Source organism: Pseudomonas sp. RGB, from assembly GCF_007713445.1.
Lineage (GTDB): Bacteria > Pseudomonadota > Gammaproteobacteria > Pseudomonadales > Pseudomonadaceae > Aquipseudomonas.
Genome location: NZ_VMSH01000006.1, coordinates 28712 through 53302, shown reverse-complemented (window position 1 = coordinate 53302; position 24591 = coordinate 28712). Strand labels below are relative to the sequence as shown.

Below are 24591 nucleotides of genomic sequence, written 5' to 3'. Positions count from 1 at the left end.
GGCGCCTGCCAGAGTTGTAGGTAATGTAGTAAGTTAGGCCGGTGAATATCATGCGAAGCGCGCGCCAGTAGCGGAGCTTGCTTCAGAGGGTAGTTAATTGAACGATATGGCAAAGAATCTGATCCTGTGGTTGATCATCGCGGCAGTCCTGGTGACGGTGATGAACAACTTCTCCAGCCCTAACGAGCCGCAGACCCTCAACTATTCCGACTTCATCCAGCAAGTTAAGGATGGCAAGGTCGAGCGCGTAGCGGTTGATGGCTACGTGATCACCGGCAAACGCAACGATGGCGACAGCTTCAAGACCATTCGTCCGGCTATCCAGGACAACGGTCTGATCGGCGATCTGGTGGATAACCACGTAGTCGTTGAAGGCAAGCAGCCTGAGCAGCAGAGCATCTGGACTCAACTCCTGGTCGCCAGCTTCCCGATCCTGGTGATTATCGCCGTGTTCATGTTCTTCATGCGCCAGATGCAAGGCGGTGCGGGAGGCAAGGGCGGGCCGATGAGCTTCGGCAAGAGCAAGGCGCGCCTGCTCTCCGAGGATCAGGTCAAGACCACCCTGGCTGACGTTGCAGGTTGCGACGAAGCCAAGGAAGAGGTCGGTGAGCTGGTCGAGTTTCTGCGCGATCCGGGCAAGTTCCAACGCCTGGGCGGCCGTATTCCACGCGGCGTACTGATGGTTGGTCCTCCGGGTACCGGTAAAACCTTGCTGGCCAAGGCGATTGCCGGCGAAGCCAAAGTGCCGTTCTTCACCATTTCCGGTTCTGACTTCGTCGAAATGTTTGTTGGTGTGGGTGCCAGCCGTGTTCGCGATATGTTCGAACAGGCCAAGAAGCACGCACCGTGCATCATCTTCATCGATGAAATCGACGCTGTTGGTCGCCATCGTGGTGCTGGCATGGGTGGCGGTCACGATGAGCGTGAGCAGACCCTCAACCAGTTGCTGGTGGAGATGGACGGCTTCGAAATGAATGACGGCATCATCGTCATTGCTGCAACTAACCGTCCTGACGTACTGGACCCTGCACTGCTGCGTCCAGGTCGTTTTGACCGTCAGGTTGTGGTTGGCCTGCCGGATATCCGCGGTCGCGAACAGATTCTGAAAGTGCACATGCGCAAAGTGCCGATGGGCGACGATGTTGCGCCGGCCGTGATTGCTCGTGGTACGCCAGGCTTCTCGGGTGCAGACCTTGCCAACCTGGTGAACGAGGCTTCGCTGTTCGCAGCCCGTACCGGTAAACGCATCGTTGAAATGAAAGAGTTCGAGCTGGCAAAAGACAAAATCATGATGGGCGCCGAGCGCAAATCCATGGTCATGTCCGAAAAAGAGAAGCAGAACACCGCTTATCACGAAGCCGGTCACGCCATTGTGGGTCGTGTTGTGCCTGAGCATGACCCGGTCTATAAAGTGTCGATCATCCCTCGTGGTCGCGCGCTGGGTGTCACTATGTTCCTGCCGGAAGAGGATCGTTACAGCCTCTCCAAGCGAGCGCTGATCAGCCAGATCTGCTCGCTGTACGGTGGCCGGATTGCTGAAGAAATGACCTTGGGCTTTGACGGTGTGACCACCGGTGCCTCCAACGACATCATGCGTGCCAGCCAGATTGCACGAAACATGGTGACCAAGTGGGGCTTGTCGGAAAAACTCGGTCCATTGATGTATGCCGAGGAAGATGGTGAAGTGTTCCTGGGGCGTGGCGGCGGCGGTCAAAGCGCCAGCTTCTCCGGTGAGACGGCCAAGCTGATCGACTCCGAGGTGCGCAGCATCATTGACCAGTGCTACGGCACTGCCAAGCAGATCCTGACTGACAACCGTGACAAGCTGGATGCCATGGCTGATGCGCTGATGAAGTACGAGACCATTGACGCCGACCAGATCGACGACATCATGGCCGGTCGTACGCCTCGTGAGCCTCGCGACTGGGAAGGCGGTTCAGGCACCTCTGGCACCCCGCCAGTGGTTCAGAACGAACGCCCTGAAACCCCGATCGGTGGCCCTGCGGCTGACCACTAAGGTTTGAAATGACTTCTGCGTCGTCCTCCACCCGGTTGCCTTGCGGCAACCGGGTTCTTGATTTGGCCCATACACACGTCATGGGCATTCTTAATGTAACCCCTGATTCCTTTTCCGACGGCGGCCGTTTTAGTCAGCAGGACGCCGCATTGCGTCACGCCGAGGCTATGGTGCTGGCGGGGGCAACGTTGATTGATGTTGGTGGCGAATCGACTCGCCCGGGAGCACGTGTTGTTTCTCCCCTGGAGGAGCTGGAGCGCGTCGCGCCGATAGTTGAGCGTATCGCCCGCGAGCTTGATGTGATCATCTCGGTTGATACATCTACGCCGGCGGTAATGCGTGAAACGGCACGCCTGGGGGCGGGCCTGATCAACGATGTGCGCTCCCTGCAGCGAGACGGTGCCCTGGATGCAGCGGCGGCAACCGGTCTGCCGGTGTGCCTGATGCATATGCTGGGAGAGCCCGGCAACATGCAAGACAGCCCGCACTACGACGACCTGGTAGGTGAAGTGAGTGGGTTTCTCGCCGAACGAATCGCTCAGTGCGCCAAAGCGGGAATCGCTGCCGAAAAGATCATCCTTGATCCCGGGTTTGGGTTTGCCAAGACGCTCCAGCACAATTTGAGTCTCTTTAAGCATATAGAAGCCCTGCATGCCCTTGGTCGGCCCTTGTTGGTCGGTGTTTCGCGCAAGAGCATGATAGGGCTGGCCTTGAATCGCCCGGTAGGCGAGCGGCTGTACGGCGGTCTGGCGCTTGCTGCGCTTGCCATGACCAAAGGTGCGCGAATTTTGCGCGTGCATGATGTCGCCGAGACGGTCGACGTGGTGCGTATAATTGCCGCTGTAGAATCAGCCGTATAAGAATGATGGAGCACTTATGACTAAAAAATATTTTGGCACCGACGGTATTCGCGGTCGGGTCGGCGAATTTCCGATTACTCCTGATTTCATGCTCAAGTTGGGCTGGGCGGCAGGCATGGCGTTCCGCAGCATGGGCGCTTGCCGCATTCTGGTGGGCAAGGACACCCGTATTTCGGGTTATATGTTCGAATCGGCGCTGGAGGCAGGTTTGTCCGCCGCCGGTGCTGATGTGATGCTGTTGGGGCCAATGCCTACGCCTGCAATCGCTTACCTGACGCGTACCTTTCACGCTGAAGCCGGGATCGTGATCAGTGCGTCGCACAATCCCCACGATGACAACGGCATCAAGTTCTTCTCGGGCCAGGGCACCAAGTTGCCGGACGAGATCGAGTTGATGATTGAAGAGCTGCTGGATGCACCGATGACGGTGGTTGAGTCCAGCAAGCTGGGCAAGGTGTCGCGTATCAACGACGCATCAGGCCGTTATATCGAATTTTGCAAAAGCAGCGTTCCGAGCAGTACCAATTTTGCCGGGCTGAAGATCGTTGTCGACTGCGCCCATGGTGCGACCTATAAGGTGGCTCCGAGTGTATTCAAAGAGCTGGGTGCGGACGTGACGGTGCTTTCGGCGCAACCGAACGGCTTGAACATCAATGAAAATTGCGGTTCCACCCACATGGGGCAGTTGCAGGCGGCCGTTCTGGCTGAGCATGCCGACCTGGGCATCGCTTTTGATGGCGATGGCGACCGTGTGTTGATGGTGGACCACACCGGTACCGTGGTTGATGGCGATGACCTGCTGTTTATCATTGCTCGCGACCTGCATGAGCGTAACAAGCTGCAAGGCGGTGTCGTCGGCACATTGATGAGCAATCTTGGGCTTGAGCTCGCTCTGGCTGAGCTGGGTATTCCGTTCGTACGCGCCAACGTCGGTGACCGGTATGTGATCGCCGAGCTGCTGGAGCGTAACTGGCAGGTGGGGGGTGAAAACTCCGGGCATGTTGTCTGCTTCCAGCACACCACCACGGGCGATGCCATTATTGCTGCTCTGCAAGTGTTGTTGTCGTTGCGTCGCCGTGAAGAGAGCTTGGCTCAGGCGCGACAGGCGCTGCGTAAGTGCCCGCAAGTTCTGCTCAATGTGCGTTTTGCCGGTGGCGAAAACCCGATCGAGCACCCTGCTGTCAAAGACGCGTGCGAGCGCGTAACCCTGGCAATGGCGGGGCGTGGACGGGTGCTGTTGCGCAAGTCCGGCACAGAGCCTCTGGTGCGCGTCATGGTCGAAGGCGAAGACGAAACACAGGTTCGCGGCCATGCCGAAGACCTGGCAAAACTGGTAACTGAAATTTGCGCCTGAATTCGGCTTGCCAGTGATGATGTGGTTGGGTAACATCTGCGCCCACTTTGACCGACGAGGTACAGCATGCGTCGCACTATGGTAGCTGGTAACTGGAAGATGCACGGTACCCGCGCCAGTGTCGCTGAGCTGATCAATGGCCTTCGTCACTTGGCCTTGTCTGGCGGTGTTGATGTTGCGGTTTTCCCGCCTTGCTTGCATATCAACCAGGTTGTTGATGGCTTGAAGGGTAAGTCGATTCAGGTCGGCGCGCAGAATTCTGCGGTGGAGCCCATGCAAGGTGCGTTGACCGGCGAGATTTCGCCGAGTCAGCTGGTAGATGCGGGTTGTTCCTATGTGCTTGTCGGGCACTCCGAGCGCCGTCAGATGATGGGCGAGCGTGATGGGACACTCAACCGCAAGTTCGCAGCGGCACAGGCTTGTGGCTTGATTCCAGTGTTGTGCATAGGGGAGACCCTGGAGCAACGTGAATCGGGCAAGACTCTTGAAGTTGTCTCGCGTCAGCTGGGCAGCATCATCGAGGAGCTGGGTGTTGGTGCATTTGCAAAGGCAGTCATTGCTTACGAGCCGGTCTGGGCTATTGGCACCGGGCTGACTGCTACGCCGCAACAGGCGCAGGATGTGCACGCAGCCATCCGCGCTCAGTTGGCGGCAGAGAATTCTGAAGTCGCGCAAGGTGTGCGGCTTCTATACGGCGGCAGCGTGAAGGCGGCCAATGCGGTCGAACTGTTCGGCATGCCGGATATCGATGGGGGGCTCATTGGTGGAGCTTCCCTGAATGCAGATGAGTTCGGTGCGATCTGTCGCGCCGCGGGAAACTGAAAAAATGCTGGAAACAGTCGTAGTCGTTTTTCATCTGTTGGCTGCCCTGGGCGTAGTTGCCCTGGTTTTGTTGCAACAGGGTAAAGGTGCGGATGCTGGTGCGTCTTTCGGTGCAGGTGCTTCAAATACTGTGTTCGGAAGCCAAGGTTCCTCTACCTTTCTTAGTAAGTTTACTGCTATACTTGCCGCCGGTTTCTTCATAACCAGCTTGGGGTTAGGTTACTTTGCTAAAGAGAAAGCTCATGTGCTGACTCAAGTAGGTCTCCCAAACCCAGCAGTGTTGGAAGTACCAAAAGCAAAACCGGCTTCTGATGATGTCCCGGTGCTTCAAGAGCAAAAGTCGGCTACTCCAGCGACTGACGTACCTCCAGCTCAAGAGCAGAAGTAAGAAGGGTTGTAAACGCTGTATTGCCGAGGTGGTGGAATTGGTAGACACGCAACCTTGAGGTGGTTGTGCCCATAGGGTGTAGGGGTTCGAGTCCCCTTCTCGGTACCAATTATCAGGAGAGCCCGCTGTTGCGGGCTTTCTTGTAGGTGGAAGGTTACATTGACCCTGTAAGGGATCGGTCGTATACTTCCGCCCCAGCTTTGTCGCGGGGTGGAGCAGTCTGGTAGCTCGTCGGGCTCATAACCCGAAGGTCGTCGGTTCAAATCCGGCCCCCGCAACCAGTTTTAGCGGAGCCCCTTTTAAGGGGCTTTTTGTTAGCTGGACACTTTCAACGCCGCTGTTCGACGGCGTTTCAAGGATGGGCGTTTCGCCCATTTTTTTATTTTGCACAGCATGCACATACATGCACGAGGGGGTTCAGGTGTCGAGCAAGCTAGAAGAGTTGCAGGCCTTGTTGGCCCCGGTGGTCGTGGCCCTAGGCTATGAATGCTGGGGTATTGAGTTTTCGGCTCAAGGTCGCCACTCAATGTTGCGCGTTTATATCGATAAAGAGGGCGGCGTGCTGGTGGACGATTGTGCCATTGTCAGCCGTCAGATCAGCGGTGTCCTGGATGTTGAAGATCCGATTTCCGTTGAATACACCCTCGAAGTTTCCTCGCCAGGCATGGAACGCCCACTGTTCACTATTGATCAGTTTGCAAAATTTGCCGGTGAACAAGTGAAGATCAAGCTGCGCTCTCCCTTTGAAGGGCGACGCAACTTTCAGGGCCTTCTGCGCGGTGTAGAAGAACAGGATGTCGTGGTGCAGGTAGAAGACCATGAATTCCTGTTGCCGATCGATATGATCGACAAGGCCAACATTATTCCCAGTTTTGACTGAGACGCGGATCCCGCGGATCCAATGGCTTGCGAAAGGCGAGGCGTACGATGAGCAAAGAAGTACTGCTGGTTGTTGAGTCGGTATCCAATGAAAAGGGCGTACCGGCAAACGTGATTTTTGAAGCGCTGGAGCTGGCCCTGGCCACTGCTACCAAAAAGCGTTTTGAAGACGAAGTTGATCTGCGTGTGGAAATCAACCGCCACACCGGTGCCTATGAGACTTTCCGTCGCTGGACGGTCGTCGAAGAAGCCGATCTTGATGATCCGGCCATCGAAACCTGGCCAAGCAAGGTTGCCGAAACGCACCCTGGCGCCAAGGTCGGTGATGTCGTCGAAGAAAAGATCGAGTCGATCGAATTCGGCCGTATTGCTGCACAGACCGCCAAGCAGGTCATCGTGCAGAAGGTTCGCGAAGCTGAGCGCGCTCAAGTCGTTGACGCTTATCGCGAGCGCCTGGGTGAAATCATCTCCGGTACCGTGAAAAAAGTTACCCGCGACAACGTGATCGTTGACCTGGGCAACAACGCTGAAGCGTTGCTGGCCCGCGAAGACATCATCTCTCGCGAAACCTTCCGTGTCGGCGTGCGTCTGCGTGCGCTGCTCAAGGAAATCCGCACCGAGAACCGCGGCCCTCAGTTGATCCTGTCGCGTACCGCGCCGGAAATGCTGATCGAGCTGTTCCGTATCGAAGTGCCGGAAATTGCCGAAGGCCTGATCGAAGTCATGGCTGCGTCCCGCGACCCGGGTTCGCGCGCCAAGATCGCGGTCCGCTCCAAGGACAAACGCATCGACCCGCAAGGCGCTTGCATTGGTATGCGCGGTTCGCGCGTCCAGGCAGTGTCGGGCGAGTTGGGCGGCGAGCGTGTGGACATCGTCCTGTGGGACGATAACCCGGCGCAGTTCGTAATTAACGCCATGTCGCCGGCTGAAGTGGCGGCAATTATCGTTGACGAAGATGCCCATGCAATGGACATCGCCGTTGGCGCAGATAATCTGGCTCAGGCCATTGGTCGTGGTGGTCAGAACGTGCGTCTGGCCAGCCAACTGACCGGCTGGACCCTGAACGTGATGACCGAATCGGACATCCAGGCTAAGCAGCAAGCTGAAACCGGTGACATCCTGCGCAACTTCATCGACGAGCTGGAAGTCGACGAAGACCTGGCGCAGGTGCTGGTAGATGAAGGCTTCACCAGCCTGGAAGAGATTGCCTACGTACCGTTGGAAGAAATGCTCAACATCGACGGCTTTGACGAAGACACCGTCAACGAGCTTCGCGCTCGGGCCAAGGATCGTTTGTTGACTAAAGCCATCGCTACTGAGGAAAAGCTGGCAGACGCCCATCCGGCCGAAGACCTGCTCTCGCTTGAGGGTATGGACAAGGATTTGGCGATGGAACTGGCGGTGCGCGGCGTAATTACCCGCGAAGACCTGGCCGAGCAGTCTATTGACGATCTGCTCGACATCGACGGCATTGACGATGATCGTGCCGGCAAGTTGATCATGGCCGCCCGAGCCCATTGGTTCGAGTAACTAGGCGCGGCCTGAGGAGAGAAGTGCATGACGCAAGTCACGGTGAAACAACTGGCCGATGAGGTCAAAACACCGGTAGAGCGCCTGTTGCAGCAGATGCGTGAGGCAGGTCTGCCGCACACCGCCGCCGATGAAGGTGTGAGCGACAGTGAGAAGCAGTCTTTGCTGACTCACTTGAAGAGCAGCCACAAGGCGAAAGTGGAAGAACCGCGCAAGATTACATTGCAGCGCAAAACCACCAGCACCCTGCGTGTTGCTGGTAGCAAGAGCATCAGCGTTGAAGTACGCAAGAAGAAAGTCTTCGTACAGCGCAGCCCGGAAGAAATCGAAGCCGAGCGCAAACGCGAACTGGATGAACGTCGCGCAGTAGAAAATGCTGCTCGTCAGAAGGCTGAAGAAGAAGCCAAGCGTCGCGCCGAAGAAGAAGCGCGCCGCCAGCCTGCTGCTGCGCAACCTGCTGGTACTGACGCGGTCGCCGCTCCTGCAGCGCCTGTTGAAGCTGTGCGTGAGGCTGCTCCGGTTGCCGCTGCACCTGCTCCTGCAGCAGACGCTCGCAAGCGCGACGAACCTCGTCGTCCGGACAAGCCACGTGCCGACGATAACAATCGTCGCGGTGGTGGTGGCGATGGCGAGCGTAAAAACGCTCCACATCGTGCCTCGGTCAAAGAGAAGGCGCCTGCTCCACGCGTTGCCCCACGTACTACCGACGAAGAAAGCGATGGCTTCCGTCGTGGTGGTCGCGGCAAGGCCAAGCTGAAAAAGCGCAACGCCCACGGTTTCCAGAGCCCAACCGGCCCTGTCGTGCGTGATGTGCAGATCGGCGAGACCATCACAGTTGGCGATCTCGCCAATCAGATGTCGGTCAAGGCTGCTGAAATCATCAAGTTCATGTTCAAACTGGGTACGCCGGCGACCATCAACCAGGTACTGGACCAGGAAACTGCCCAGCTGGTTGCTGAAGAGCTGGGCCACAAAGTGACCCTGGTCAGCGACACCGCCCTGGAAGATTCCCTGGCCGAGTCCCTGAAGTTTGAAGGTGAGTCGTTCTCCCGTGCGCCAGTTGTGACCGTAATGGGCCACGTTGACCACGGTAAGACCTCGCTGCTCGACTACATCCGTCGTGCCAAGGTAGCTGCTGGCGAAGCCGGCGGTATCACCCAGCACATCGGTGCATACCACGTTGAAACCGAACGCGGCATGGTCACTTTCCTCGACACCCCTGGTCACGCCGCGTTTACCGCAATGCGTGCCCGTGGTGCCAAGGCGACTGACATCGTGATTCTGGTGGTTGCAGCGGACGACGGCGTGATGCCGCAGACCATTGAAGCTGTCCAGCACGCCAAGGCCGCTGGTGTTCCACTGGTTGTTGCCGTGAACAAAATCGACAAGCCGGGCGCCGATCTCGATCGCATCCGTAGCGAACTGTCGGTTCACGGCGTGACGTCCGAAGAGTGGGGCGGTGATACGCCGTTCGTTTCGGTTTCGGCAAAAGTCGGTACCGGTGTAGACGAACTGCTCGAAGCGGTCCTGCTGCAAGCTGAAGTGCTCGAACTGAAAGCAACGCCATCGGCCCCGGGTCGCGGTGTTGTGGTTGAATCGCGTCTCGACAAAGGTCGTGGCCCGGTTGCAACCGTTCTGGTTCAAGACGGTACGCTGCGCCAAGGCGACATGGTACTGGTTGGTTCGAACTACGGCCGTGTACGTGCCATGCTCGACGAGAACGGCAAGCCAATCAAGGAAGCCGGTCCTTCCATCCCTGTCGAGATTCTCGGCCTGGACGGTACCCCGGACGCTGGCGACGAGATGAGCGTAGTAGCCGACGAGAAGAAAGCCCGTGAAGTGGCTCTGTTCCGTCAAGGCAAGTTCCGCGAAGTCAAACTGGCCCGTGCTCACGCCGGCAAGCTGGAAAACATCTTCGAAAACATGGGCCAGGCAGAGAAGAAGACGCTTAACATCGTCCTCAAATCTGACGTCCGTGGTTCCCTCGAAGCGTTGAACGGCGCCTTGAACGGCCTGGGTAACGACGAAGTGCAAGTGCGCGTTGTCGGTGGCGGTGTCGGTGGTATCACCGAGTCCGACGCCAACCTGGCGCTGGCTTCCAACGCTGTACTGTTCGGCTTCAACGTGCGTGCCGATGCTGGCGCTCGCAAGATCGTCGAGCAGGAAGGCCTGGACATGCGTTACTACAACGTCATCTACGACATCATCGAAGACGTCAAGAAAGCCCTTACCGGTATGCTTGGCAGCGACGTTCGGGAGAATATCCTGGGTGTTGCCGAGGTGCGTGACGTGTTCCGCTCGCCGAAATTCGGCGCGATCGCCGGTTGCATGGTTATCGAAGGTGTTGTGCACCGTAACCGTCCAATCCGTGTACTGCGTGAAGACATCGTTATCTTCGAAGGCGAGCTGGAATCCCTGCGCCGCTTCAAGGATGACGCTTCCGAAGTGCGTGCCGGCATGGAATGCGGTATCGGCGTCAAGAGCTACAACGACGTCAAAGCTGGCGACAAGATCGAAGTCTACGAGAAGGTTCAGGTTGCTCGCAGCCTCTAACTCGCGCAGTTCCGGAGCCACGCGACGCGTGGGCATGCAGATGCCCCGCGCAGCGTACGGACTCTAAACGCAACGCCCGGTCTGGCTTTTGTCAGGCCGGGCGTTTGCCGCTTTCAGACCCCACGGGTTTCACCGTGTGGCAGTAACAGGTAACAAGACATGGCAAAAGAATACAGCCGTACCCAGCGTATCGGCGATCAGATGCAGCGCGAGCTGGCCCAACTGATCCGTCGCGAAGTCAAAGACCCACGCGTTGGCCTGGTCACCATCACCGCCGTTGAAGTGAGCCGCGACGTAGGTCACGCGAAGATCTTCATCACCGTGATGGGCCAGGACAGCAGCGAAGAAATCGCGCAAAGCATCAAGGTGCTCAACGCGGCTGCAGGTTTCCTGCGCATGCAGTTGGCCCGCGAAATGAAGCTGCGCAGCGTGCCTCAGTTGCACTTCCACTACGACGAAAGCGTCGTGCGTGGTGCGCACCTGTCGGCGCTGATCGAGCGCGCCGTGGCTGAAGACAGCCAGCACCCGTCCACACCTGAAGACGCCAAGGAGTAAGCGGTGGCTCAGGTCAAACGTATCCGTCGCAACGTCAGCGGCATTATTCTGCTCGACAAGCCCATTGGCTTTACCTCCAATGCTGCCTTGCAGAAAGTTCGCTGGCTGCTCAATGCCGAGAAGGCCGGGCATACCGGCAGTCTCGACCCCCTGGCCACCGGCGTGCTGCCGTTGTGCTTTGGTGAGGCGACCAAGTTCTCGCAATACCTGCTCGATTCCGACAAGGGTTACGAAACCCTGATGCAACTGGGCAAGACCACCACCACGGCCGATGCCGAAGGTGATGTTCTGCAGGTTCGCGACGTGACCGTTGGTCGTGCTGATATTGAAGCTGCTTTACCCGGTTTTCGTGGGCAAATCAGTCAGATACCGCCGATGTACTCGGCCCTCAAGCGTGATGGCCAGCCTCTGTACAAGCTGGCACGTGCGGGCGAAGTAGTGGAGCGCGAACCGCGTTCTGTTACTATTGCGCGCTTGGAATTGCTCGCCCATGAAGGCGACACTGCCCGCTTGGCCGTGGACTGCAGCAAAGGCACCTATATCCGTACCCTGGTGGAAGATATTGGTGAAAAGCTCGGTTGCGGCGCGTACGTTGCAGAACTGCGACGCACCCAGGCCGGTCCTTTCAGCCTGGCCCAGACGGTCACGCTGGAAGAGTTGGAAGCGGTACACGCCGAAGGCGGCAATGAAGCAGTTGATCGCTTCCTGATGCCATCGGACAGCGGTTTGCTGGATTGGCCATTGCTGCACTTCTCGGAGCACAGCGCGTTCTACTGGCTCAACGGCCAGCCGGTGCGTGCCCCGGACGCTCCGAAGTTCGGTATGGTGCGGGTACAGGATCATAACGGTCGCTTCATCGGTATCGGTGAAGTGAGCGAAGACGGGCGCATCGCGCCGCGTCGACTGATTCGGTCAGAATGACCGAACGAGTGTGGCTGTTAACAGGCACGGTCAACACTCATTTTTAGATACAGGGATTTGTCCCTGGCCTGTTGAGATCACCCTTTGGGTGGTTTCCTGAAAAAAGGATTGCCTCATGGCTCTCGACGTTCAAGAAAAAGCACAAATCGTAGCTGACTATCAGCAAGCTGTTGGTGACACTGGTTCGCCAGAAGTGCAAGTTGCACTGCTGACCCACAACATCAACAAGCTGCAAGGTCACTTCAAGGCCAACGGTAAAGATCACCACTCCCGTCGTGGTCTGATCCGCATGGTAAACCAGCGCCGTAAGCTGCTGGACTACCTGAAAGGCAAGGATCTGGGTCGTTATCAGGCTCTGATCGGTCGCCTGGGTCTGCGTCGCTAATCAGCGATTGCGCTAGAGGTTGGTTGTCTGCCGTGTGTCAGTGGGATTCCCGCTGGCCCATGGCAGGCTCCCAGCCTCAAGTTTTATCTGGATACACGTTTTACCCTGGACGAGCGTCGGGCCGATTCCCGGCATTGCCCAAGAATTTCGCAAGAAGACAAGTTCCCCAAGAGCCACAAAGAAGGTAGGACACCGTGAACCCGGTTATCAAAAAATTCCAGTTCGGTCAGTCGACCGTTACCCTCGAGACAGGCCGTATCGCCCGTCAAGCCTCCGGCGCAGTGCTGGTCACCGTTGACGACGACGTCACCGTATTGGTGACCGTTGTTGGCGCCAAGACCGCTGACCCAAGCAAAGGCTTCTTCCCTCTTTCCGTTCACTACCAGGAAAAGACTTACGCTGCCGGTAAGATCCCTGGCGGTTTCTTCAAGCGCGAAGGCCGTCCTTCCGAAAAAGAAACCCTGACTTCCCGACTGATCGACCGTCCGATCCGTCCGCTGTTCCCAGAAGGCTTCATGAACGAAGTGCAGGTTGTCTGCACCGTCGTTTCCACCAGCAAGAAGACCGATCCGGACATCGCTGCGATGATCGGTACTTCGGCTGCCCTGGCCATCTCCGGTATTCCTTTCGATGGCCCGATCGGCGCAGCTCGCGTTGCTTTCCACGAAAGCACCGGCTACCTGCTGAACCCGACTTACGAACAACAGAAAGCGTCGAGCCTGGACATGGTCGTTGCCGGTACGTCGGAAGCCGTGTTGATGGTTGAATCGGAAGCCAAAGAGCTGACCGAAGACCAGATGCTGGGCGCGGTACTGTTTGCTCACGACGAGTTCCAGGTTGTGATCAACGCTGTTAAAGAACTGGCTGCCGAAGCTGCCAAGCCGACTTGGACCTGGGCTCCACAGGCCGAAGCGACTGAACTGCTGGGTGCGATCCGCTCCGAGTTCGGCGCTGCCATCTCCGACGCCTACACCATCACCGTCAAGGCCGACCGCTACGCTCGCCTGGGCGAGCTGAAGGAGCAGGTTGTGGCCAAGCTGTCCGGCGAAGAAGGCCAGCCTTCTTCCAGCGACGTCAAAGCTGCCTTCGGTGAAATCGAATATCGCACCGTTCGCGAAAACATCGTTAACGGCAAGCCGCGTATCGATGGTCGCGACACGCGCACCGTACGTCCGCTGAACATCGAAGTCGGCGTTCTGCCGAAGACCCACGGTTCGGCTCTGTTCACCCGTGGTGAAACTCAGGCTCTGGTTGTTGCAACACTGGGTACTGCCCGTGACGCACAGCTGCTGGACACCCTGGAAGGCGAGAAAAAAGACCCGTTCATGCTGCACTACAACTTCCCTCCGTTCTCGGTAGGTGAGTGTGGTCGCATGGGTGGTGCAGGTCGTCGCGAAATCGGTCACGGCCGTCTGGCCCGTCGTTCGATTGCAGCCATGCTGCCTGCCGCCGACGTGTTCCCGTACACCATCCGTGTTGTGTCGGAAATCACCGAGTCCAACGGTTCCAGCTCCATGGCTTCGGTCTGCGGTGCTTCCCTGGCGCTGATGGACGCTGGTGTGCCGATGAAGGCACCGGTTGCCGGTATCGCCATGGGCCTGGTTAAAGAAGGCGAGAAGTTCGCCATCCTGACCGACATCCTGGGCGACGAAGACCACCTGGGCGACATGGACTTCAAAGTAGCCGGTACCGCTAAAGGCGTTACCGCGCTGCAGATGGACATCAAGATCAAGGGCATCACCGAAGAGATCATGGAAATCGCTCTGGGCCAAGCCCTGGAAGCGCGCCTGAACATCCTCGGCCAGATGAACCAGATCATTGGTCAGTCGCGTACCGAGCTGTCGGAAAATGCTCCGACCATGATCGCGATGAAAATCGACACCGACAAAATCCGTGATGTTATCGGTAAAGGTGGCGCGACCATTCGTGCGATCTGTGAAGAGACCAAGGCTTCGATCGACATCGAAGACGATGGCTCGATCAAGATCTTCGGCGAAACCAAAGAAGCTGCAGAAGCTGCACGTCAGCGCGTTCTGGGTATCACCGCAGAAGCCGAGATCGGCAAGATCTACGTCGGTAAAGTTGAGCGCATCGTCGACTTCGGCGCATTCGTCAACATCCTGCCGGGCAAAGACGGTCTGGTGCACATCTCCATGCTGAGCGACGCTCGTGTTGAGAAAGTGACCGACATTCTGAAAGAAGGTCAGGAAGTGGAAGTGCTGGTACTGGACGTGGACAACCGCGGCCGTATCAAGCTGTCCATCAAGGACGTAGCAGCAGCCAAGGCTTCGGGCGTTTAATTACCCGGCCTCACGCTGAAAAAAAGGACTCTTCGGAGTCCTTTTTTTATGCGCTTAGGAAAATGCCGATAAATCAGAAGCTTAGTAAATCCCAAAAGCCGCAACTTGCATGCAAGGACGGCCTTCTTCATGCAAGTTGCACGATTCCGAAAATTGGTCGTTTTTATAAGTTGTTGTTTTATAAGGATTTAATTCGAAAATCTAACTTGGCACACTGCCTGCAATAATCCTGGTAACGCTGCAGCATCAAGGTTTACCCACTGCAGACTTTCAATAAAACAGGAGTTACTAGTATGAAGAAGTTCGCTCTCGCTACTGCTACCGCTCTGACCCTGGCCATGGGTGCTAACGTGGCCTTTGCTCAGACTTCCCAAGCTCCAATGACCATGGCTGCTGGCGAAGTGACCAAAGCCAAAGAATCCACCTCGGATACTTGGATCACCACCAAAGTCAAAGCTGACCTGCTGACCGAGAAAGGCATTCCTGGTTCGGACATCAAGGTTGAAACCAACAAAGGTGTGGTTTCCCTGTCGTCGACCGTAGCGATCTCTGATTCGCAGAAAGCCACTGCAGTAGCAATCACCAAGCGTATCAAAGGTGTGACCGCTGTTTCTGCTGACGGCCTGCTGGCAGGCGGCGCAACTAAAGCCGACAACGTCGACAAAACCAAAGGCGCAGCAGCTGACGCCAAGGGCGCCACTTCCGATACCTGGATCACCACCAAAGTGAAAGCTGACCTGGTAACCGAGAAAGGCATTCCTGGCACCGACATCAAAGTCGAAACCAACAAAGGCGTAGTTTCTCTGTCCTCTTCGGTCGCTGTGACTGAAGCACAGAAAACCACCGCGGTGAATATCGCCAAGAAAATCAAAGGCGTTAAAGCTGTATCGGCCGATGGCCTGAAAGCAGAGTAACGCTTAACTGTTCGTCTGAACTGAATAGCGGCGGCTTAGGGTGAGTTAGATATCCACCCAAGGCACCTCTGGAGTTCATGCGACCGACCACACGGATGTGGTCATTACAGGCCCCGGCACTTGTGTCGGGGCCTGTTCTATTCTGGGCGCAAACAAAACCCCAGGCCGAGCACAAACAAATGTGGGAGCTGGCTTGCCTGCGATAGCATCACCTCGATTCAACTGAATGACCGAGGTATCTGCATCGCCGGCAAGCCAGCTCCCACATTTGGATGGGTGTCTCAGGTGTTACTCAGCATCCAGATGCATTGGGGTTACCACCCGGCCATCCTTCTCCGCCTGCCCCAGGTTGGCATCGATGAAGTACACCCGGTCATCTTCCAGCTGGCCCTTGTCCACCAGGTAGTCCTTGATGGCACTGGCTCGGTCTTGCCCCAGTTGACGCAGCAGTACATCACTGGCGCCCCAGAACTTGATCAGCCCGTCACGCAGCTTCGCGGTGCGTTCATCGCTGCTCAGGTCTTTCCACTCGGCCGGCGGTTGTTGTTTCAGACGGGTGCGGTAGATGCCTTCCAGCAACGGCGCTTTTTCCTTCTCGGGGACGACCAGCAGCGAAGCCTGGGCCGGAACCTTATCGCCACGGCGCTGCAGTATCTTGTAGTAGTTGTATTGATATTCACGTTCCAGTCGCTCGGCAGCGAGCAAGGGACCGTCACTGCTGGCAGCCGCCGTGCCTTCGATTTCAAGGCGCAGGGTAGGGCGCTCTTTCAGTGCTTTGGCCAGGGTATTCAGCGCGCCTTGAGCGTCTTTGTTCAATTCGCTGGAGCCTGGGGCGAACGACACATTGCCCAAGTCTTCCGAGCCTCCACCCGTGACCAGCCCACCGATGAACTTGAACGGCGCCGTCGCCGCGCGCACCACCAGGTTACGCAGGGTTTGCCAGACAATCGGCATCACGCTGAATTGCGGGTTGTTCAGGTCGCCGGTAACCGGCAGTTCGATGGAGATCTTGCCGTCGGAGTCCTTGAGCAGGGCGATGGCCAGGCGAATCGGCAAATCCACGGCGTCGGCGCTGTCGACTTTCTCACCCAGTTGCAGTTGCTCAACCACCACCTTGTTTTCAGCCTTCAACTGGCCTTTGGTGATCACATAATGCAGGTCCAGGTTGAGCCGGCCCTTGCGGATGCGGAAACCGGCGAACTTGCCGGAATACGGCGTCAACGTGGTCAACTCGACGCGTTTGAAGCTGGTGGCGATATCCAGCGCCGCCATCGGATCAAACGGGTTCACGCTGCCTTTGATGGTCACTGGCGCATAGCGATCCACCTTGCCCTTGATGTCGACGCTGGCCGGTTTGGCTTGGCGACTGTCAATGGTGCCGATCTGCCCGTTGAGCTGTTGAATGGCCGTGGCAAAGTTGGGCGTGAGGCTGAAGTCGGCAAAGTTGGCCGAGCCGTCATTGATCGCGATCTGCCCTATATGGATGCCCAGCGGCTTGTCTTTGCTGGCCGCCGGCTTGGCTGCCGATTTGGCCCCACTGTCGGCCGGCTGCGGGATCAACAGGTCATCGATGTTGGTGGTGCGGTCATCATTGATCATGAAGCGCGCGTACGGTTGCAGCAGGTTGACCTTGTCGATCGACAGGCTGTCGCCGTGTTGATAATTGACACCTTCGAGCACCAGGCGCTGCCATTTGAGGAAGTCGCGGGTCTTGAGCGTGTCCAGGGTGTGCAATTGGTCGACCTGAGCGCGGCCGGTGACCTGAAGCGCCAAGGGCTCGGTGCTCTTGAGGTTCACATCCAGGTTGCTGCCCAACATGCCGCTGCGCAGTTCCAGCCGAATGAACGGGCTGATATAGGACTGAGCAACCCGCAGGTCGATGTCCTGGGTATTCACTTTGAGTTTGGCGCTGACCGGGTTCAGATTGACCTGGCCGGCTGCCTGGATCTTGCCTTGTTTACCTAAGCCGGAGTCGACCTTCAAGGTAAACGGGCTTTGGTTGAGGCTGTCGAAGTTCTGCACATCGACGTTCAAGGGGCCCAGTTCCAGCGCTACCGCAGGTTTGGCCTGACGGTCGGCCAGGTGCACCTGATAGTTACGCAGCTGCACATCCTTGAGCAGTACTTGCCAGGGCTTGCCAGGCGCGGCCGGTTCAGCCTTTGGCGAGTCGGCCGTTGCCGGCGCATTGGCGGGCTCGGGCGCCTTGGCCGGCTTGCTCGGTTGGCTGGCGAACAGTTTCTGCCAGTCCAGTTGCCCATCGGCTTCGCGGGCGGCCCAGGTTTCCAGCTTGTTGCTGCGAATCTTGCCGACCACCACGTGCTGCTTGGCCAGGTCCACCGTGGTGTCACTGACGTCCAAGCGTTCCAGGCGCACCAATGGGCGGCCATCGGGCGCCTTAATAGCAAACGGCGCAATGCTGGCGGCGGTGTTGGTCAGGTTCAGTTCGGTTTCTTTAGCCAGGCTGAATGTGTAGTCGGTGCTGAAATTCAGCACACCGTCTTCCAGCACGAGCGGCACGGCATCACGAACATACGGCCACCAGGCCTTCATCTTGCCGTCGGTGACTTTCAGCGTGCCCTTGGAGGTGATCGGCACCAGGCTGAAATTGCCTTTCCAGTCGATTTGCCCACCCTCAGGGCCGGCGGCCACCAGCGTCATGTCGGCGTTGTCTTCCGGCAAGGTGCTGAGGTTTTTGAGTTCAAAGTCGAGTTTGTCGTAGAGGAATTCGATCGGTTCGCTGGGACGCAGGTCTCGAAAATGCACATAGCCGCCCGCCAGCTTGATGCTGTCGATGCGCAGCGGGAATGGCTTGGCGTCGGGATCGGCCGGGGTCGGCTCGCTCGGCGGCAGCTTGAACAACTGCGCCAGGTTCAGTTGGCCGGATTTGTCGAACAGCAGCTCGGTCTTGGGTTGGTCGAGTTGCACATCGGCCAGGTGCAGGGCGCGAGTCCAGAGGCTGTCGATCTGCAGGTTGGCGTAGAGACGCTCGAAACCCACTTGCTCTTTGCCCGGTTCGCCGATTTTCAAGCCCCAGGCTGTCACTTCCAGGCTGAACGGATTGAGTTCGATACGCTCGATGCGTGCCGGCACCGTGGCGTAATGGGCCAGCTGTTGATTGGCAATACGAAGGGCGATGCCCGGCAAAATCAGAAAACCCAGCAAGCTGTACAGAGCCAGGGCGGTCAACAAGGCGCCAGCGGCGCGGATCAATCCTTTGGGCATGAGTGACGCCATCTATGTCGAACAGGAGTGCCTTGGAGTATGGCACGGGATTTCGGTTCCGAAGCACCGGGCCGCTTGGGAAAAGTACTACAACTGCAGGATGAGGGTTTTCAACGGTGGCTGCTGGTCCTGGGAAGGGAAGTCGGCACCCGGTGTCATGATTTGCCAGTCGCGTACCGGGCGACCGGCTTTCTCGGCGCAACGCAGCACCTGTTCGCGCCAGTCATCCATGCTGACTTTCGCCAAATTGTTGCAGCAGATCAGCACGCCATTGTCGGCCGTCGCGAGCAGCGCAGGCTTGAGCAGGCTTTGGTAGTCACGCAACAGGTCAACGGTGCCAAAGGCGCTCTTGGCCCATGCCGGTGGGTCGAGCAATACCAGGTCATATTGGCGCTGGTCCAAGCGTGGATAGCTCGGCAGTTTCTGCCCGCGACGTTGAGTGATCGGCAAGCCCGCCAGTTGGCGAATCGCCGGGAAGTAGTCGGACTGCACGAATTGCATGGTTGGCAATTGTGGGTTGAGCAGACCGTTTTCGCGACCGACCGCCAGGTTGCCCTCGGCGAAGTCCAGGTTGCACACCTCACGCGCGCCACCGGCCGCCGCGCTCAGGCCGACGCCGCAGGTGTAGGCGAACAGGTTGAGCACGCTCTTGCCGGCGCTGTGCGCCTTGACCCAGCCGCGGGTGTTGCGCAGGTCCAGGAACAGCAGCGGGTCTTGCCCGGCATGGCGCCCACGCACGCGATAATTGAGGCCCCATTCGTGGCCCACCAGGTCTACCAGCGCGGCGGGCTCGGCGCGGTACACCGTGTCTTCACGGTCGATCCGCGAGTTGCCACGGGAGCGGTCGTTGTAGACCAGCAGCAATTCCAGGCCCATGAACTGGTTGATCAGCTGGTGCAGGTCCAAAAGGTCGGCTGTTTCCAGGGATTGGTGGAAACTCTGCACCAGCAACTGTGGGCCGTAACGGTCGATAGTCAGGCCGCCGGCGCCTTCCTGGCTGCCATGAAACAAGCGGTAGCAGTCAGTGCCTTGGGCATGCAACTCGTGGATCAGGTCTTGGCGGTAATCGAGGGCGGCGCGCAGCGCCTGATTCAAGGAAGTCATGGAGCGCGCCTTGCTGTAAATGGGGCGCGGAGTTTAACAGCTATAGGCGCCGGCCTACATCAACCCCATCCGCCGATGGGCACGCTGCACCGAGCCATTGCGCATCGCCCAGCGCAGCAACGGCGCACTGCGCTTGACCCCGGCGCGGATCATTTGCCGTTGCAGCGGGCTTTGGTGTTGCTCGAGCAGGCTGCTCGCCCAGTCGGGCAGCAAGTCAATCCCGGCCTGCATCATCAGCGCACCAAAAGGTTTGGCCAGCGTGCTGGGTGAGGGTGCATTGAGCAGCAGACGCAACACTTCGCGGCTGCGCTCGTCGCACAGCAGTTGCGGACGAATGCGCGCCAGGTAATCCGAAATTTCCTGCCGTGAACGCGGAACATGCCGCGCGCCCAAGCGTTCGGCCACCAACGCAATTTCACTGTAGTAGCGGTCCTGATCCCGCCCCGAAAGGCGCGGGTTGCAGTAACGCAGGTGGGCCGCGAGGAAGTTGCTGACCTCCGCCACATGCACCCACGTCAGCAACGCCGGATCGCTGGCCGCGTAAGGTCGCCCGTCCGGGGCATGCCCCGTCACTTGCAGGTGAATGGTGCGCACTTTTTCGATCAGCCATTCGGCGTCTTTGCGCGAGCCGAACGTGGTCCCGGAAATGAACTGCGAGGTGCGCCGCAAGCGCCCGAGCATGTCCTGGCGAAAATTCGAGTGGTCCCACACACCCGCCAGGGCCAACGGGTGCAAGGCTTGCAGCATCAAGGCGCTGATGCCACCAATCAACATGCTGCTGAAATCGCCATGGACTTGCCAACTGATCGAGTCCGGCCCGAACAGGCCTGGATCGCCCTTGGGGTTTTCCAGGTCCAGCTGGCCCAGCGACAGGCCGGTGAGGCTCATCAGCTGGGTTTCGATACGGCTGCGGATAAATTCCATGGCGACTCGAGGGTTCCTAGCGGTTCAGGCGTTTGTCGATCAGGCCATCCACGACGCTGGGGTCGGCCAGGGTCGAGGTGTCACCCAGGCTGTCCAGTTCGTTGCAGGCGATTTTGCGCAGAATCCGTCGCATGATCTTGCCGGAGCGGGTTTTCGGCAAGGCCGGCGCCCATTGGATCAGTTCCGGCTTGGCAAAGCTGCCGATTTCCTTGCTGACCAGCTCAAGCAGGTTTTTCTTCAACGCATCGCTGGGTTCAACGCCATTCATGGGCGTGACGAAGGCATAAATTCCCTGGCCCTTGACGTCGTGGGGATAGCCCACCACGGCGGCTTCGGCCACTTGGTCATGCAGCACCAGCGCGCTTTCCACCTCGGCAGTGCCGATGCGGTGGCCGGACACGTTGATCACATCGTCGATGCGCCCGGTGATCCAGTAGTCGCCGTCTTCATCGCGGCGTGCGCCGTCGCCCGTGAAGTAGTAGCCAGGGTAGGGTTTGAAATAGGTGTCGATCATGCGCTGCGGGTCGCCGTAGACGCTGCGAATCTGCCCCGGCCAGCTGGCTTTGATCGCCAGCACGCCACTGCCGGCGCCGTTGATTGGCTTGCCTTGCTCATCCAACAGCACCGGCTGCACGCCAAACATCGGCTGGGTTGCGCAGCCGGGCTTGATCCGCTGGGCGCTGACCAGGGGGCTGAGCATGATGCCGCCGGTTTCGGTCTGCCACCACGTATCGACAATCGGGCAGCGTTGTTCACCGACGGCGTTGAAGTACCAGTCCCAGGCTTCGGGGTTGATCGGTTCGCCGACACTGCCCAGCAGGCGCAAGCTGGCACGGGAGGTATTCTCCAGTGGTCCGTGACCCTCACGCATCAGGGCACGCAGGGCGGTGGGCGCGGTGTAGAAGATGTTCACCTGATGTTTGTCGATCACCTGCCAGAAGCGCGAGCTGTCCGGGTAGCTCGGCACGCCTTCGAACATCAGCGAAGTGGCGCCATTGGCCAGCGGGCCGTACACGATGTAGCTGTGGCCGGTCACCCAACCCACGTCGGCGGTGCACCAGAACACTTCGCCGTCGCGGTAGTCGAGCACGTACTTGAAGGTCATCGCCGCTTGCAGCAGGTAGCCGCCGGTGGTGTGCAGCACGCCTTTGGGTTTGCCGGTGCTGCCGGAGGTATAGAGGATGAACAGCGGGTCTTCGGCGTCCATGGGCTCGGGCGGGCAGTCGTCGCTGGCGGCATCCAGCGCTTGCTGGTACTTAAGGTCGCGGCCTTCGAGCCAGGCAAGGTCAGCGCCGGTACGCTCCACCACCAGCACTGTGCTGACGTTCGGGCGGCTGGCCAGGGCCTTGTCGACATTCTTTTTCAGCGCCACCGGTTTACCGCCGCGCACGCCTTCATCGGCGGTGATCACGGTGCGGCAGTCGGCGTCGAGAATACGGTCACGCAGGGCGTCCGGTGAGAACCCGCCGAAGACCACCGAGTGCACCGCGCCAATGCGTGTGCAGGCCAGCATTGCGTAGGCGGCTTCCGGGATCATCGGCATGTAGATGCACACGCGGTCGCCTTTTTTCACGCCACGGCTTTTCAACACATTGGCCAGGCGGCTGACGTTTTGATGGAGCTGGCGGTAAGTGATTTTTGCAGACCGTGTCGGATCATCGCCTTCCCAGATGAAGGCAGGCTGGTCGGCGCGTTGCGCCAGATGACGGTCGATGCAGTTGTAGCTGACGTTCAGTTGGCCGCCGGCAAACCATTGGGCGCCGCCGGTGTGAATGTCTGAATGCTGGACGGTGTGCCAGGGTTTGATCCAGTCGAGAAAGCTGTTGGCCTGTTCAGCCCAAAAAGTGTCGGGTTGCTCGATGGATTGGCGATAGAGGCGCTGGTAGTCGGCTTGACTGAGCTGCGCGGCCTGGCGGACGGCATCGGCGTTGGGGAATGTGCTGATATCGAACATGAGCGGTCCTTATTCTTGTTTTGGCGACAAGTCATAAAGATGCACGCAGTGGGGGGAGGGTTCAAGGCCAACGTCCAAACGGACGTTGGCCTTGGTTTACCGGCTTCAGCCGCGGTGACGACCGCGGAAGTAGTTGATCAGGCCTTGGGTCGAAGCATCCTCGGCCGAGGTTTCTTCGGCGCCGGTCAGACGGTTATACACGCCTTTGCCCAGCTCTTTGCCCAACTCCACGCCCCATTGGTCGAAGGCGTTGATACCCCAGACCACGCTTTGTACAAACACTTTGTGTTCATACATAGCCACCAGTGCGCCCAGGCGGCGCGGGCTGATGCGTTCAACCACAATGGTGTTGCTCGGACGGTTGCCCGGGATCACCTTGTGCGGGGCCAGCTTCTGCACCTCGGCTTCGGCAACGCCTTTCTCACGCAACTCGGCTTCGGCTTCGCTGCGGGTCTTGCCGAGCATCAGCGCCTGGCTTTGCGACAGGCAGTTGGCGTACAGCCACTGATGGTGGTCGGACACCGGGTTGAAGCTGACAATCGGCACAATGAAGTCGGCCGGAATCAGTTGGGTCCCTTGGTGCAGCAACTGGTGGTAGGCGTGCTGGCCGTTGCACCCTACGCCGCCCCAGATGACCGGGCCGGTATCGGTGGACACTGGCGTACCGTCCTGGCGCACACTCTTGCCGTTGGATTCCATGTCCAACTGTTGCAAGTGTTTGGTGATGTTGCGCAGGTAGTGGTCGTACGGCAGGATCGCGTGGCTCCGCGCACCCCAGAAGTTGCCGTACCACACGCCCAGCAAGCCCAGCAGCACGGGCATGTTGGCTTCGAATGGGGCGTTCTGGAAATGCTGGTCCATGGTGTAGGCACCGGACAGCAGTTCCTTGAAGTTGGACATGCCGATCGCCAGGGCAATCGGCAAGCCGATGGCCGACCACAGCGAGTAACGCCCGCCCACCCAGTCCCACATCGGGAAGATGTTTTCTTCGCGGATACCGAAGGCCACGGCCGCTGCGTTGTTGCTCGAGACGGCGATGAAGTGGCGATACAGCTCGGCTTCCGAGCCACCCTGGGCCAGGTACCAGGCACGGGCGGCCTGGGCGTTTTTCAGGGTTTCCAGGGTGTTGAAGGATTTTGACGAGACGATAAACAGCGTGGTCTCGGCGCGCAGCTTCTGGGTCAGCTCGTGGAACTCGCTGCCGTCAATGTTCGCCAGGTAGTGGCAGCGCACGCCTTTGTGGGCGTAGGACAACAGCGCTTCGGAGACCAGCTCCGGGCCGAGGAACGAGCCACCGATGCCGATGTTCACCACGTCGGTGATCGGCTTCTCGGTGTAACCGCGCCACAGGCCATCATGGATGCGGCCGACCAGGTCAGTGATCTGGTTCAGCACCTTGTGCACGTCCGGCATGATGTTCACGCCGTTGACCGACAACTTGTCGCCAACCGGGCGACGCAGTGCGGTGTGCAGGGCCGGACGGCCTTCGGAGGAGTTGACCGGCTCGCCGGCGTAGAGCGCGTTGATCGCGTCTTTAAGGCCGACTTCATTGGCCAGGTCGACAAGCAAGGCGCGCGTTTGGGCAGTGATGAGGTTTTTCGAGTAATCGAGGAAAAGCCCGCAGCTGCTCAAGGTGAATTGGGAAAAGCGCTGGGGATCGGCATTGAATGCGTCGCGCATGCTGAAATCCTGCATGGCTTGGCGATGTTTATCGAGCGCTTGCCAAGCGGGCAGAGCGGTAACGTCATGAGGAGTGCGGTAATACGCCATCGCTGCGGGTTTCCTTTTTATTACGGGGACTTGCCTTTAGGACACTTCTAAATCCGGAACGTCCAGTCTTTCATCAGGCGTTGGGTTCCGGTCAGCGCCAACAATGGCACAGGGCGTTTACATTAAACCTAGCGTGTCG

Annotated in this window: 18 protein-coding genes and 2 tRNA genes; 15 read left to right on the top strand and 5 right to left on the bottom strand. The window is 58.5% G+C overall.

Features of this window, described 5'->3' with window-relative positions:
• The first annotated feature begins 106 nt into the window (after nucleotides 1–106).
• The 15 genes from ftsH (at nucleotide 107) to FPT15_RS14395 (ending at nucleotide 15478) form a co-directional block, all read left to right on the top strand.
• Entirely contained in the window at nucleotides 107–2017 is a 1911-nt protein-coding gene (gene ftsH, locus FPT15_RS14465; RefSeq protein ID WP_106579257.1) for an ATP-dependent zinc metalloprotease FtsH, read from the top strand.
• An 8-nt stretch (nucleotides 2018–2025) separates the two neighbouring features.
• Nucleotides 2026–2877, top strand: a complete 852-nt coding sequence (folP, locus tag FPT15_RS14460; RefSeq protein WP_145162154.1) for a dihydropteroate synthase — start codon at nucleotides 2026–2028, stop codon at nucleotides 2875–2877.
• A gap of 16 nt (nucleotides 2878–2893) precedes the next feature.
• The gene (gene glmM, locus FPT15_RS14455) at nucleotides 2894–4231 is read left to right on the top strand and encodes a phosphoglucosamine mutase (protein ID WP_145162150.1); all 1338 of its coding nucleotides are present in this window, start codon (nucleotides 2894–2896) and stop codon (nucleotides 4229–4231) included.
• Between the two features lie 66 nt (nucleotides 4232–4297).
• Nucleotides 4298–5053, top strand: a complete 756-nt coding sequence (gene tpiA, locus FPT15_RS14450; RefSeq protein ID WP_145162147.1) for a triose-phosphate isomerase — start codon at nucleotides 4298–4300, stop codon at nucleotides 5051–5053.
• A 4-nt stretch (nucleotides 5054–5057) separates the two neighbouring features.
• Nucleotides 5058–5441, top strand: coding sequence for a preprotein translocase subunit SecG (secG, locus tag FPT15_RS14445; RefSeq protein ID WP_010206600.1), 384 nt, complete (start codon nucleotides 5058–5060; stop codon nucleotides 5439–5441).
• Nucleotides 5442–5463: 22 nt separating this feature from the next.
• Nucleotides 5464–5549 (top strand) — tRNA-Leu (locus FPT15_RS14440).
• 96 nt (nucleotides 5550–5645) lie between these two features.
• Nucleotides 5646–5722: transfer RNA gene (locus tag FPT15_RS14435), tRNA-Met, on the top strand.
• 140 nt (nucleotides 5723–5862) lie between these two features.
• Nucleotides 5863–6321 carry a ribosome maturation factor RimP gene (gene rimP / locus FPT15_RS14430; RefSeq protein ID WP_003235029.1) on the top strand — a complete coding sequence of 153 codons (459 nt, stop codon included), beginning with the start codon at nucleotides 5863–5865 and terminating at the stop codon, nucleotides 6319–6321.
• Between the two features lie 47 nt (nucleotides 6322–6368).
• Entirely contained in the window at nucleotides 6369–7850 is a 1482-nt protein-coding gene (gene nusA, locus FPT15_RS14425) for a transcription termination factor NusA (RefSeq protein WP_008057419.1), read from the top strand.
• Nucleotides 7851–7877: 27 nt separating this feature from the next.
• Complete coding sequence (gene infB / locus FPT15_RS14420) at nucleotides 7878–10403, top strand: translation initiation factor IF-2 (RefSeq protein WP_145162144.1); 2526 nt, start codon at nucleotides 7878–7880, stop codon at nucleotides 10401–10403.
• 159 nt (nucleotides 10404–10562) lie between these two features.
• Complete coding sequence (gene rbfA / locus FPT15_RS14415; protein ID WP_057725021.1) at nucleotides 10563–10958, top strand: 30S ribosome-binding factor RbfA; 396 nt, start codon at nucleotides 10563–10565, stop codon at nucleotides 10956–10958.
• A 3-nt stretch (nucleotides 10959–10961) separates the two neighbouring features.
• Entirely contained in the window at nucleotides 10962–11879 is a 918-nt protein-coding gene (truB, locus tag FPT15_RS14410) for a tRNA pseudouridine(55) synthase TruB (protein ID WP_106579253.1), read from the top strand.
• Between the two features lie 115 nt (nucleotides 11880–11994).
• The gene (rpsO, locus tag FPT15_RS14405; RefSeq protein WP_003176135.1) at nucleotides 11995–12264 is read left to right on the top strand and encodes a 30S ribosomal protein S15; all 270 of its coding nucleotides are present in this window, start codon (nucleotides 11995–11997) and stop codon (nucleotides 12262–12264) included.
• 194 nt (nucleotides 12265–12458) lie between these two features.
• Nucleotides 12459–14564: a polyribonucleotide nucleotidyltransferase gene (gene pnp, locus FPT15_RS14400; RefSeq protein WP_119741048.1), complete on the top strand. Its 2106-nt coding sequence runs from the start codon at nucleotides 12459–12461 to the stop codon at nucleotides 14562–14564.
• 293 nt (nucleotides 14565–14857) lie between these two features.
• Complete coding sequence (locus tag FPT15_RS14395; protein ID WP_119741050.1) at nucleotides 14858–15478, top strand: BON domain-containing protein; 621 nt, start codon at nucleotides 14858–14860, stop codon at nucleotides 15476–15478.
• Nucleotides 15479–15766: 288 nt separating this feature from the next.
• On the opposite strand, the gene FPT15_RS14390 is transcribed toward FPT15_RS14395, so the two are convergent.
• From FPT15_RS14390 to pgi, 5 genes are all read right to left on the bottom strand, one after another.
• On the bottom strand, nucleotides 15767–18700 hold the full coding sequence (locus FPT15_RS14390; protein WP_145162141.1) for a DUF748 domain-containing protein: 2934 nt from the start codon (nucleotides 18698–18700) through the stop codon (nucleotides 15767–15769).
• 87 nt (nucleotides 18701–18787) lie between these two features.
• Entirely contained in the window at nucleotides 18788–19804 is a 1017-nt protein-coding gene (locus tag FPT15_RS14385; protein ID WP_145162111.1) for a class I SAM-dependent rRNA methyltransferase, read from the bottom strand.
• Between the two features lie 54 nt (nucleotides 19805–19858).
• Nucleotides 19859–20728, bottom strand: coding sequence for an oxygenase MpaB family protein (locus FPT15_RS14380; RefSeq protein WP_145162109.1), 870 nt, complete (start codon nucleotides 20726–20728; stop codon nucleotides 19859–19861).
• A 16-nt stretch (nucleotides 20729–20744) separates the two neighbouring features.
• A complete protein-coding gene (gene acs / locus FPT15_RS14375; RefSeq protein WP_145162106.1) occupies nucleotides 20745–22682 on the bottom strand; it encodes an acetate--CoA ligase in 1938 nt (645 codons plus the stop codon).
• A gap of 105 nt (nucleotides 22683–22787) precedes the next feature.
• Nucleotides 22788–24452 carry a glucose-6-phosphate isomerase gene (pgi, locus tag FPT15_RS14370; RefSeq protein WP_145162103.1) on the bottom strand — a complete coding sequence of 555 codons (1665 nt, stop codon included), beginning with the start codon at nucleotides 24450–24452 and terminating at the stop codon, nucleotides 22788–22790.
• Nucleotides 24453–24591 lie beyond the last annotated feature (139 nt).